This window comes from Endozoicomonas sp. (assembly GCF_051008435.1).
Taxonomy (GTDB): domain Bacteria; phylum Pseudomonadota; class Gammaproteobacteria; order Pseudomonadales; family Endozoicomonadaceae; genus Endozoicomonas_A.
Genome location: NZ_JBPCXO010000461.1, coordinates 1 through 11,595, shown reverse-complemented (window position 1 = coordinate 11,595; position 11,595 = coordinate 1). Strand labels below are relative to the sequence as shown.

Below are 11,595 nucleotides of genomic sequence, written 5' to 3'. Positions count from 1 at the left end.
TCCGACGGTCTTTCTTCGCCTTGGTGTTTTTCTCCGGGTTGGCGTAGTCGACGTTGTAGGGTGGGTCGGTGAACACCATATCCGCCAGCTGCCCAGCCATCAGAGTTTCCACATCGGCCTGTTCAGTAGCACTCCCACAGAGAACACGATGATCTCCCAAAATCCAAAGATCGCCCAGTTGACTGACCGGATGTTCTTCCGACTCAGGAATGTCATCATCGTCGGTTTGACCTTCAGGCTCATCCACCAGCAGCAAACCTTCCAGCTCCTCGTCAGAGAAGCCCATCAAATCTAGGTCAAAATCCAGTGCATCCAGTTCGGCCAGTTCCTGCTTGAGTAGTTCTTCATCCCAGCCCGAGTTGGCCGTAATCTGGTTATCCGCAATCACGAGCGCCCGGCGCTGTGTCTCGTCCAGATGCCCCAGAACAATCACCGGCACCGTGTCCATGCCCAGTTGATTCGCGGCCATCAAACGACCATGCCCAGCTACAATCACATCGTCACTGCCCACCAGCACCGGATTGACAAACCCGAACGTCTCGATGGACCGGGCGATCTGGTTCACTTGCTCATCGGAGTGAGTACGGGCATTGTTGGCGTAGGGCACCAGGCTGGTAACTGAGCGATGTTCGATAGCTTCGACAAGGATTCTGGACATAGTTCTTCCGTGATTTCCAGAGATGAAAAAACCTCAGACCGGGGAGGTGTGAGGTTCAGGTGCAATTCGCTTCGAGCTTAGCGTTAATTCTTGTCAAATTTGGCAAAAGTGTCCAACCTTTGAGAGCTCCTCTATTTTGTATTGGCCCAGACGGAACCAGACAAAATAAGTTAGTTCGAGTTACTCCGGGTTACGTCCTCCGGTTTAAATGGATGGAAATCCGGTTCATAGCCTTGCACCAGTGTGCGTAGGGAGTCTTCCTGTTCACACCCAGGTTTTCAGCGATCACTCTCCAGGGTAAACCTGAGGCTCTAAGCCACACCAGATCACGCTCCTCCTCGCTGATCCACCGAAGCCAGCGCATGCACTCGACCATTCGATCGATGTCATCTTCCGAAGGTTGGGGCAGTCTCAGGGTTTTGCCCTCGCTCTGGTAGACCTCCCAGCGATTAGGATTGATTTCAGGCCAGAAGGCGGAGTGGCCGAGATGAATACCTGACGACACACGTCGTGATACAAGCCAGGCTTCACGGTATCGATTAGCCAGTTCGTTCGTGTCCATTGCGGCTCCTCCGTGAGTCGTTGCCATCCGAGATTATTTACGTTTCAGTAAGGTTGGGAATAGAGTTCCAACCTTACTTATATAAGTAAGAGATACTGGAAATTGGAAACGGCTTATTTTTCAATCAGTTACTGTTTCCAAAATACCCTTAATTTCCGGAAATCTGGAAATACGACTATTGTCTTTTTATTTGTTTAAACATTTTACTTTTCATTCAGTTGCATGATTTCCCTAAAGCTGGTTCTGTTTCCAGAGAGGCCACAGATTTCCGGAAATCGCCGGAAACCTGTTTATTTTGGAAATCTGTTTATTTTGGATTACACAGAGTCAGCTCCTTCAGAAAACTCACCTTTTCCTTTGGCAAAAGGCCCCATCGATGAGTCCAACCATTTGTGATCTCGTGATCCCTTCGCCACACCTTTTACCAGTCTTGGCGGACGTTCACTGAGCAACGCCTGCACCATACTCTCAAGCTTGTGTCTGGACAGATGGTGGAACATGTCGGGCAAACGATGCCGCTGGACATATATGCCATTTCCCCCGGTATGGGTAAACGGATGTCCCCGGCTGGCAGCCATTCGAACAGCTCCGGACAAGGCCACCAGCAACTCATACTCCGACGAAGAGGCACCTGATAATCTCCCGGTCAGGTCTTCCAGCAACCCCACACCGTTACGCTTAAAGGTACGCAGAGTTCTGTCTGCCGGACCGTTGGATTTCACGACAGCCCCCTGATAGAAGCTGCGGGGCTCGGGTATCAGGTTCAGGGTGGTACACACCTGCTGAACCACTACATCCTGGGCAGGCCAGAGGGCATAGGCCATCCTGACACCATCCACCAGCGCACTGCTCCCCCGAATAGCATCCCGGGCCTGCTCTGCACTTTCAATGGGCTTTTGCCCAGGTGGTTTACGCATATGGTGGACCACCATGACCGCTGCACCGGTTTCAGAGGCTAGGTTTGCCAGCAATCCGGTTAAATAACTACCCACGGCAGGATCGGCATTGACATCGGCATGCACAAAAGAAGAGAGGGGATCAAAAACCACCAGTTTCAGATCCTTGATAGCCTGAAGTTGTCGCACAACCTGAGTAAATTCCTGCGTGGTCGAAGGGCCATCCGGCGTATCTTTGACCATGGCAAAAGGTCCACCCGCATTGGGCAGTGGAATAATCAAGAGCTTCTCAGGGTGATTCAGTCGGTGATTACCCGGATCAAGGTTTTCCAGCCGCCTATGCACCTCTGCCTGGTCATCTTCTGAGGTGAACACCACCGCAGTACCCTGCTCAAGGACCCGTCCACCAAAAATCTCCATGGCCAGTCCCTCACCACAGGCTACCTCCATCGCGAGCTTGAGCGTCAGCATACCCTTCCCTGTGTCTCCCATAGCCGCCAGGATTGAAACCACGCCTAATGGAAAGGAGCCTTCCACCAGAAACTTCTGCTCTGGGGCTTTCCCCTGATAGCGTAGAGCAGTCCAATCCATCAACTGCAAACCGGCTGATTTAATGGTTTTGCGCTCTGTCGTAGCTATCCACCCTGGGATATCGAAAGCTTCTTTAACCGCATCAGCCGCATCCCATTTATCCGGTTTGTCTTCAGGGGGCTTCAGAATGACGACCGACAGAGCACCTGCCTCAGCGATAGTTTTGGATGCGCTGAACGCATAAGACAGCCCTGCTTCATCATGGTCGGGCCAGATGGTGACGCGTTTGTTCTTCAACGGTGACCAGTCGGTTTTATCGGTCGGTGCCTTAGCCCCATTCATCGCCGTAGTGGCACAGTGACCACTATCAATCAAAGCCTGTGCGGCTTTCTCGCCTTCCACCAGCATGACTTCACTGGATTGCTTGATATTGGGTTGGTTGTAGAGAGGCCTTGGATTAGGTGCCTTGGTTTTCCGGGCTTTCACATCCCAGGGTCTGAATTCTTTTCCCTCATTAGTCTCGTAGCGGTAAACACAAGCGATGAGATTACCTTCACTATCATGGTAATCCCACTTTCCAGTATGCGCCCCAAGATCCTCGTTATCACCTTGTTGGTATGACAAAACGGGTGGAGTGAATGACTGAGACATGCCCAGCCAGTTAGCCATAAACCGCATAATCTCCACAAAATCCCGCTCTGCATCGAGTACCTGATGCTCTGACGTCAAGCTGACAATGTCGCCACCCTGCCCACACTCAAAGTCATGCCAGAGCCCGGCATTCGCCCCACCGAGCTCCACCTCCAGACTTTTTCCTTTCTTGCCCTGGATATTGCCCAAAATGAATTTCTGGCCTTTGACTTTACCGTTAGGATAAAGCCAGGTCAGATAGTCTGGCAGCCGCTGTTGAATACGACGTTTGATGTCTTCTGCATCCAGTGGCTTCGTCGTCTGCTGCTCTGACGCATCATTGAAGTCCAACCATTTGTTGTTCATCACCCACAGTCCCTGTTCCACACTAAAGGGGTGCCCACCCGAAGATGGGCATCTGGTTTAATCCCACTGTCCATGGGTTTCGGCAGGGTGTGGGGCTTGCTGCTGTGGAGGGCTATAAAGCTGAGACTGCAACTCCTGATGAGAAGGTTGGACCTGACTCTGCGGAGAATGCGCTACTCCACTCATTAGCTCAGCATACTGCTTATGCTCTGGGACAATGGCCTGTTTGATAACATTCTTCGGCTCATCATACTGATCTTTTTCAGTGCTGATCTTGGCGACAAACTCAATGCCATCCAGCTCAGCCAAAGACTGCAGCTGTCGAGCTTTATAAGCCGGTGGACTGTTATCTTCGGCCTTGATATTGCGAGCGGACTGCAAAATGCTGCGGACAAAGGACCGGCCCATGTTTTCCCACTCTGGCCCTTTGGCCCGATCAGGGACCAGACCTTGCGCTTGGCGTACTGGCCTTCCAGCACTGTAAACTCGGCATTGAGATAAATAGCGCCGGTATCACCACGGGTAGCATAGCCCTCGGTCCAGCCCATATTCGGATCATCGAAGCCGCCGGGTTTGAGTGTCATCCTCACTTTGACCAAGGTGCCTGAAGGGATCACATCATAACTACCCTGATCAGTAGCATCATTAAAGTCGTTCCAACGGTTGTTGTGTTGCTGGCTCATGGCTGTTTCTCCATTCCTTGAGATTGGGTTTCAAACTGAACAGGCTGTCTTGATCCATTGCGTATCTTGTCAAACAGCTGTCCGAGGTGAGGCGATTCGAATACATCCAGGCGTCCGCTGCGATCCTTGGCTGGGTAGCCATAGGGGTTGAGGGTTTGGCAAATAAAGGTGCGACGCAGGTTGCCTTCTTCATCGGGCAGACTGGCTAGAGTGATCACCTGGTCAACAATGCCCGGCAGTTCCAGCCCTGTTTTACTGCCTTCGATCTGCAGCTGGTGGAGCTTGCGGTTAAAGTCATCCACACGTTCTTCCAGGATGGCGACAAAGACCACGTTTTTTCCCCGGGCATGTTGCAGGTGCGTCAGTGCAGCAATCATCTCCTGACCATGCAAGCCGTAGGCTCCCCGTGTGTCGGGCTTGCCGGTTTTCTCAGAAAATGCTTGTGGCTGACCTTTACACCACTGGAAACAGAGTCGTCCCAGTACCGTAATGGAATCGATAAAGTAGGTGTCGTATTTATCCAGCTCCCTGGGATCACCGAACTTACGACAGACTGAGTTGTAGTGAGCTTTAGAGTAGACCTGGTCATCCCGCAACGCTGGGTTGGGACCACCCAAAAACACAGCAAAGTTTCTAAACTCTGGCCAAGTGGCTGGACGAATCGTATCACCCGGCCAATCCTGCACCGCCAAGTCACCGGCTTCCAAATCTACAAACAAGGTGGTCTCTGAATCCAGGCTTTGCAGTTGCGTGGTTTTACCGACACCGCTGTTGCCGAGAAGGACACATTTAATGCCTTTGTGCTCCTGGCTTCGCTGTTCTGCACTGAGAATAGGGAGGCTCATTTTGTTACCTCCTTGTTCAAAGCCACCAGCCGGTAACTGGGACTGCCTGACTTGATGGAAAATGCCGCTTCGAAAGCGCGCTGAATTGTTTCCGGCCAGTAGTCGAAGCGCTCCTCCGGGACGTGATACTGAATATCCAGAAATTCCGCAGGGTCTTCGCCCTGGGTCCGGATACACTCGGCGATGGCACTGAGCTTCTTCTGATCCCAGCTGACCTCTCTTGGCAGATCCGCCAGTACTCGAACACCGTCGTCTTCAAAACTGACCGTTCCAAAGTCCTGCTCTAACTGGGAACGAATCTGTGTTGCTTGGTAGACGTATTTATAAGCCACCACGGACTCCAGCCACTGCTTCTGGATAGACAGCTGATTCATGGCTTTCTCGGCATCTCTCATCAGCCTTGCCAACTCCTCCCCAGAGCAGGCTGCTAGGTCGGCAACACTCATGCTCTGGATATCATCCAGTTTGATACTCATGACTCACCTCCCTGACAGGTCAATGGCTGTGAGGTGCCAATATGAGTGTGTGACTGCTCATGGGCCTCGATATCGGTAACCCGATAGACGACCCGGTTGCCCAGTTTGATATAGCGTGGTCCCAGTCCCCTCATACGCCACTTCTCCAGGGTATAGGGACTGATCCGCCAGCGGTCGGCCAGTTCTTTCTGGCTCAGGTGTTGAACGTCCATTTCATGCTCCTTCTTGTTTCGTCCTAAGACAGGAACAATCATGGGACAGTCGGAGTAGCTGAGAAGTAGCTGTGGGGTAGCTGGAAAGTAGCTGGCGTATATTTTCTGAAAAAACTTAAAAAAGATTGTCTCAATGATCAAAACCGAGGTATCCCACAGGCTACTTTGGGATGCCGGGTAAATTCTCTATCTGACAGGAATGATTCTGAAAGTGGCGAGCAAGAGGCCCGCCACCTGCAAGGAGCTTACTTGTCTCCTTTCTGCTGGTTAGGGTTTAACTGCTTACCTCTATTACCCTGATTTTTAGAATGTGTCTGATTCTGGCCAGAAGTACCTTTATTTGCATTACCCATATCAGCAGGGTGGTTAGATTTCTTAGACATAACAACCTCTCTGTGGACCGGGGCAACCGGTCGCAAATGAAAATTGCTGAAACTCAGATGCCTCAGCAAATTAAAGGGTAGACAATGAGTACATCGTTATCTGAGAAAATTGATGACATTGGGGGTGCCAGCAGGTTTATATCAGACCATGGAATTTTTCCGACTTAACCGCCCGGCCTTGATACTCCAGAGTTTGTGTTCATAACGAATGTAATCCTTCCATCGGTCGTCGTTATAACAGTTACCAGGGTGAGTGACTTTAAACCCTTCTTCATTCAACTGCTCAGTCGTAATACCTGCATTGCCCGCTAACCAGGCATCGTAGATCAGACTGGTTACCCCACAACGTTTCTCACCACGAATATCCCAAAGCTCTCTGCCATTCGCTTCAAACCGACCAACAAGACCTTGTACCGACCACTGAACCTCTAATGGCCTGAGATCCGGTTGGAAAGTAGTTCTCAGAATCTCCTTCAGTTTTTTGATCTCTATTTTGCAAGGGCCTTCAGAAGACAGTAACGACATAACCGAGACCACTGGATATTTACCAGGCAGAGGGAGCAGGTGGTCAAACCGCTCCGATACGCTCAGTACAACACCTGAAGCCTTTCTCTGCCAGCGCTCCAATGTCTGATAGATGCTCTTGAAGCCGTCCATACTGGTCAGAAGCCTGGAAAGCAATACTTGGTATGACTGCCCATCCACCTGAATATTTCCAAGCCACTCCAACTGCTTTGGAATCACCGTGATCTGTTCGCCTGTCAGCTTCAAGTGAGTCTTGAGCACTTTCACTAACCAGCCTTTGTCATAGAGGTACTGCCTTTGCTGCTCTTCAGTGACCTCAACAAACCCCTCAGAGATGCAGTAGCAAGTGAAGACGCCCGGCTCCCGCTCAACCACTTCCAACCATTGTTCTCCGTCGTCGGTATTGATGGGAATTTCATAAGCCAAACCACCTGGAGTCAAAGCTCCTGAGCTGACAATATCGGCAGCGTCATTAGGCCTGTCGTTCTCCAGACAGGCTTTCAGAACCGTTTCTGAATCGGTTTCATACAGACCGGCCAGGTAACGAAATGAACGCTGCTTATTGGGTAATTCCAGTGTATCAATCATGAGTCAACCCCCACTCCTTGAGCTTGTTCCAGCTGAGATAACGTTCCCGCTCCGTCAGATCCTGCAGGTTAGAGGTGCAGGGATCTTTCAGAATGATGGTGGTGCTATTCGCACGACTCTGTCCTTCTTTTTTCCTGAATTTCACAGCAATGGAGGCTTCAGCAACAGAGTAGTGATCACACTGTAGAAAGAATTCCAGCTCATCCTCTTTCATTACCTGATAAACATCTTTCTCATGAGCTTTGCGGGCAGGTGATTGAGCTGTGTAGAAAGCATGGGTTCGGGTAGATTTGAATTTCAGATAAGAGACGGATACCTGTTCAATGCCTTCTTCCCGGGTGAATGGAAGAGCTGGCTTTGACTTCAGAACATTAAGAGTTAGCTGTCTTCTTTCCAGTTTTTCTGGGGCTTGCTCTATTCCCAGTCCTTTGCTGGTGAAAAGTTGAGCCAGCTGCTCGCGTTCCTGCTTCTTGCGAGTCACCACTTCCAGCTCACCCTTCTTTGGATTCCAGAGGAAAGCGTACTCCCTCGCTGGCCTGACCATGGTTTCCCGGAGTGCTTTCTTCTCTTTAGAGACTTCCTTGAGCAGGCTGGGTAGGCCTTCCCGGTAGACCATCACTTGCTGCAGGGTTTCTGTGGTGCCATCAATGCATGGACGTTCGCGTTCAAACAACTCCACCAGCACTTCATCATCACCGCCAAAGTGCTGCGTGAGATACTCGTTTAATCCTTTCAGATCCGGGAGCTGATTGACGCTGGATAACACTTTAAAACTGTCCCATTTCGCCGTCAGGCGAGCCTCATCGGCAAAGCGCTCACTTTCGGCCTGTTCAAAGATGGATTGTTCATGAAGAAGTACCCAGGCCGCCTGATTATAAGGGCCACCCTGATCGATGTACTCAGCTCTATTCTTGACCAGCCGGGCCAGCAACTCCTGCCCCACCTCGTCTGTCATCTGATCAATACGTCGAAGCAGATCGCTATACGCCTGCCGCTGCCTCCTGTCTAAAGCGGCCACAATCTCCATCAGATTGATGGTGGTACTGAGTTCCGGCTCATGAGCAATAATCCTTTGTGCTCTTGTGACTCCGGTTAGCTTTAACAGCTCGCGACAGTAATCGTCCCGAACGTATTTCAGGACTCGCTTTAAGTGGGGCATCCGATCCTCCAGCTTTTAGTCTTCTTCTACTGCGGCTACATCCTGACCTCTTCAAACCACTGTTTTTTTATACAGCATCATCTTGTACTTGATTGCCCTGTCTGTCAATCCTTTGGAAAACACCGGATAGAGCCGGTTACGTCGGTATGGATTCAATACAAGATAATGACAACACTGAATATAAGAATTCGAAAAACAATCAGGCTCAGGTCATGGAAGAACTTTTATCAATGCACTCGGAGAATCCCAGAGAAGAGATCGTCAACTTATTAGCCTCAGCCATTTTAAGAGGCTATTACCGCCAGCGCTCAATACAGGAAAAAGAACAGGTTCGACTGGATAAACCGGTCACCTCATGCATGACTGTCAACACTGCTGAGAAAAACGACGGAGACTGATTATGACAGACAGGCAGGAAGAACAGACTCTCGCGATGAGAGTTCTGGAATTACAAAATATGAATGCAGAGCAGCTACGAAAGAAATGGTTCCAACTCTATGGCAAACCGGCTCCGGAGCTTGACCAACGCATTCTTCGTCAGCGACTTGCGGTCAGAATACAGGAGCTGGTACTGGGCGGCATGACTGAGAAAACCAAAGAACGTCTTAAAGAGGCTAATCGGCATAAAGAACACGAACAGAAAACACTGAAACGCAGGGTTGTAAAACCCCCTCCAGGAACCGTTCTGACCAAAGAGTACAGTGGCGAGTTGCATCGTGTAGTCGTCACTCCCGAAGGCTTCGAGTATCGAGGAAAGATGTACTCCAGCCTCTCAAAAATCGCTAACCTGATTACCAGTTCCTATTGGTCAGGGCCTCTTTTCTTTGGCCTGAGGGGAGATAAAAATGGCAAGGGATAAAACCGGTCTGGTCAAACAGCGCTGCGCCGTCTACACCCGAAAGTCCTCAGAAGAAGGTCTGGAGCAAGAATTTAACTCACTCCACGCTCAACGGGATGCTGCCGAGGCTTATATTCTATCCCAGAAACATGAAGGCTGGGTGCTCATACCAGACGACTACGATGATGGAGGCTATTCCGGAGGGAATATCGAACGCCCAGCCGTTCAACGTCTTTTACGCGATGTAAAAGCAGGGCTTCTGGATATTATTGTTGTTTATAAAGTGGATCGCCTGAGTCGCTCACTGGCTGATTTCGCTCGGCTGGTGGATCTCTTTGATCAACATCATGTTTCATTTGTCTCTGTGACCCAACAATTCAATACCACGAGTAGCATGGGGCGACTCACCCTGAATATTCTGTTGTCTTTTTCCCAGTTTGAACGGGAAGTGACCAGTGAACGTATCCGCGACAAGTTTCTACTGTCCAAAAAGAAAGGCATCTGGATGGGAGGCAACCCACCACTGGGTTACGATGTTGTGAACCGAAAGCTGGTCATTAACAGAAAAGAGGCCACCGTTGTGCGACTGATGTTTGAGCACTTTGTGGGGACACGCTCCATCATAGCCACCTGTGAGATGCTCAATGCCAAGGGCTACATAACTAAACTAATATCGTTGAAAAATGGTGGCTTTCGGGGCGGTATCACCTTTGCCAAAAACGCGGTGTACCGCATTCTAAGGAACCGGATTTATATTGGTGAAATTGGCAACAAGGGAGAGTGGTTTCCCGGTGAACACACCGCCATTATTACAAACGACCTCTGGGCCAGAGCGGTGGAAGCCTTCGATATTGAGTCAATCCAGCGCTCTAGAAAATCCAGGTTAAGAAAGAACCCATCCTTTCTGAAAGGCTTGCTTTACGGCCCCGATGGCCACGCCCTCTCCTCCACCAGCACTCGTAAGAAAAACGGGAAACTGTTTCGTTATTACGTGAGTTATTCAGCACAGTCCAAAGGCTACTCAAACGGCCCGCTACCGCCCCTGTCGGCCCCCGTGCTGGAAACACTGGTGCTGGAGAGTACACGAAGGCAACTGGCCAGCCCTGAGCTGATGCTACAGGTTTGGAAAAAAGTGGAGGCGGTGGAACCACAAATTGCTATTGAGACCATTCGACAATCTCTGAATAACCTTTCAACCATATGGGAAGAGCTGTTTACCCAGGAAAAACGCAGACTGACTGAACTTCTGATACACCGCATAGATCTGACACCAACCACTCTGACGATCCTGTTCAAACCGGATGGTATCCAAGCTGTCGTATCAGAATTATCCCCCTCTAACACGGAGATCAAAGACAATGGCTTATGTGTTTAAGAATGGCGACGAGGCCGTTGAATTTCTGGAGCAGGAAGGCCTGATCAAAGTGACCCTTCCAATCCGCCTGAATCACCGGGGAGGAAAAACCACGATTGAAACACCTGTCGGAGCCATTGACCCACCGGAGATGAAACAGCTGCAGATGGCATTGATGCAGGGCCATCGCTGGCTAAAAATGCTCAACAGGGATAAATTCCCCAGCATTAAGCAACTGGCTGAAAAGGAAAAGGTCGATAAAGCCAGAGTCTCAAAGTGCATTCGCCTGACGTGTCTGGCCCCGGATATCCAGGAAGATATTTTGTGTTATCAGGGCAAGTGGCAGCTGTCGATGAAGGATTGTATGAAACCTTTCCCGATGCTCTGGTCTGAGCAGCGGGAACATTTCAGTAAGGCCACAGATTAACATGCAGCAGCTTTAGCTGCCTGACAGGTATCCAGCAGATGAAACTCTCGAAGAAAATCTTTTCTATCCTGCATAAACTTTCTATGCTCTGAATGTTTTAGCGATCTTTTCTTTTCTGTAAAAGCAGGCGCTAAGACTCCCCAGTTTGAATTACGTGCAAAATATACAACGACATCTACATTGCTTTCAGACCACTGATTATGCACCGTATGATCATCACCTGAAGCTTCAACTGTTTTCACCTGAATCCTGTAATAACTGGGTCCATCAGAGATCAGGATATCGGTTTGGTGTCCATGATCCAGAATCGGCAGAAAGACCTGCCAACCATCCTGCATAGGACTTACGCATTGATGGCACCTGCTAATTTTGGTAGCAGGTGGTCTTTACTCTTTGCAAAACTCTCAATGAATTTACCAACCGTCTCTTTAAATAGCCCCCGTTGGTGCTGATAAATATTCG

15 protein-coding genes and 1 pseudogene are annotated in these 11,595 nt (G+C 50.0%); 4 read left to right on the top strand and 12 right to left on the bottom strand.

Going from position 1 to position 11,595, the window contains the following annotated elements; translation table 11 throughout:
- The 10 genes from ACR2PX_RS22775 to ACR2PX_RS22730 form a co-directional block, all read right to left on the bottom strand.
- A partial coding sequence (locus ACR2PX_RS22775) for a ParB N-terminal domain-containing protein (RefSeq protein WP_434001644.1) occupies nt 1-658 on the bottom strand: 658 nt, incomplete at its 3' end.
- Nucleotides 659-848: 190 nt separating this feature from the next.
- Entirely contained in the window at nt 849-1,220 is a 372-nt protein-coding gene (locus ACR2PX_RS22770) for a DUF6362 family protein (RefSeq protein ID WP_434001643.1), read from the bottom strand.
- Between the two features lie 317 nt (nt 1,221-1,537).
- Complete coding sequence (locus tag ACR2PX_RS22765; protein ID WP_434001645.1) at nt 1,538-3,643, bottom strand: AAA family ATPase; 2,106 nt, start codon at nt 3,641-3,643, stop codon at nt 1,538-1,540.
- Nucleotides 3,644-3,700: 57 nt separating this feature from the next.
- Nucleotides 3,701-4,051 (bottom strand): hypothetical protein, encoded by a 351-nt coding sequence (locus ACR2PX_RS22760; RefSeq protein WP_434001642.1) that lies wholly within the window; start codon nt 4,049-4,051, stop codon nt 3,701-3,703.
- Between the two features lie 271 nt (nt 4,052-4,322).
- The gene (locus tag ACR2PX_RS22755; RefSeq protein WP_434001641.1) at nt 4,323-5,171 is read right to left on the bottom strand and encodes an ATP-binding protein; all 849 of its coding nucleotides are present in this window, start codon (nt 5,169-5,171) and stop codon (nt 4,323-4,325) included.
- Nucleotides 5,168-5,647: a hypothetical protein gene (locus ACR2PX_RS22750; protein ID WP_434001640.1), complete on the bottom strand. Its 480-nt coding sequence runs from the start codon at nt 5,645-5,647 to the stop codon at nt 5,168-5,170. Before ACR2PX_RS22750 ends, ACR2PX_RS22755 begins: the two co-directional genes overlap by 4 nt.
- A complete protein-coding gene (locus tag ACR2PX_RS22745; protein ID WP_434001639.1) occupies nt 5,644-5,859 on the bottom strand; it encodes a helix-turn-helix transcriptional regulator in 216 nt (71 codons plus the stop codon). Before ACR2PX_RS22745 ends, ACR2PX_RS22750 begins: the two co-directional genes overlap by 4 nt.
- 245 nt (nt 5,860-6,104) lie before the next feature.
- Nucleotides 6,105-6,242, bottom strand: coding sequence for an alpha-amylase (locus ACR2PX_RS22740; protein ID WP_434001638.1), 138 nt, complete (start codon nt 6,240-6,242; stop codon nt 6,105-6,107).
- Between the two features lie 141 nt (nt 6,243-6,383).
- Nucleotides 6,384-7,355 carry a hypothetical protein gene (locus ACR2PX_RS22735; protein WP_434001637.1) on the bottom strand — a complete coding sequence of 324 codons (972 nt, stop codon included), beginning with the start codon at nt 7,353-7,355 and terminating at the stop codon, nt 6,384-6,386.
- On the bottom strand, nt 7,348-8,514 hold the full coding sequence (locus tag ACR2PX_RS22730; RefSeq protein WP_434001636.1) for a hypothetical protein: 1,167 nt from the start codon (nt 8,512-8,514) through the stop codon (nt 7,348-7,350). Before ACR2PX_RS22730 ends, ACR2PX_RS22735 begins: the two co-directional genes overlap by 8 nt.
- A gap of 146 nt (nt 8,515-8,660) precedes the next feature.
- Between ACR2PX_RS22730 and ACR2PX_RS22725 the strand changes: the two genes are divergently transcribed.
- The 4 genes from ACR2PX_RS22725 to ACR2PX_RS22710 are packed head-to-tail and all read left to right on the top strand — an operon-like array spanning nt 8,661 to nt 11,133.
- Nucleotides 8,661-8,912 (top strand): hypothetical protein, encoded by a 252-nt coding sequence (locus ACR2PX_RS22725; protein WP_434001635.1) that lies wholly within the window; start codon nt 8,661-8,663, stop codon nt 8,910-8,912.
- Nucleotides 8,913-8,914: 2 nt separating this feature from the next.
- The gene (locus ACR2PX_RS22720) at nt 8,915-9,373 is read left to right on the top strand and encodes a DUF2924 domain-containing protein (protein ID WP_434001634.1); all 459 of its coding nucleotides are present in this window, start codon (nt 8,915-8,917) and stop codon (nt 9,371-9,373) included.
- Nucleotides 9,360-10,727, top strand: coding sequence for a recombinase family protein (locus ACR2PX_RS22715; protein ID WP_434001633.1), 1,368 nt, complete (start codon nt 9,360-9,362; stop codon nt 10,725-10,727). Before ACR2PX_RS22720 ends, ACR2PX_RS22715 begins: the two co-directional genes overlap by 14 nt.
- Complete coding sequence (locus ACR2PX_RS22710; RefSeq protein WP_434001632.1) at nt 10,711-11,133, top strand: hypothetical protein; 423 nt, start codon at nt 10,711-10,713, stop codon at nt 11,131-11,133. The genes ACR2PX_RS22715 and ACR2PX_RS22710 overlap by 17 nt, the downstream gene beginning before the upstream one ends.
- On the opposite strand, the gene ACR2PX_RS22705 is transcribed toward ACR2PX_RS22710, so the two are convergent.
- Both ACR2PX_RS22705 and ACR2PX_RS22700 read right to left on the bottom strand, forming a co-directional pair.
- A complete protein-coding gene (locus ACR2PX_RS22705; RefSeq protein WP_434001631.1) occupies nt 11,130-11,375 on the bottom strand; it encodes a hypothetical protein in 246 nt (81 codons plus the stop codon). The genes ACR2PX_RS22710 and ACR2PX_RS22705 overlap by 4 nt on opposite strands.
- Before the next feature lie 101 nt (nt 11,376-11,476).
- Nucleotides 11,477-11,595: pseudogene (locus ACR2PX_RS22700) on the bottom strand (IS701 family transposase); the annotation flags it as partial.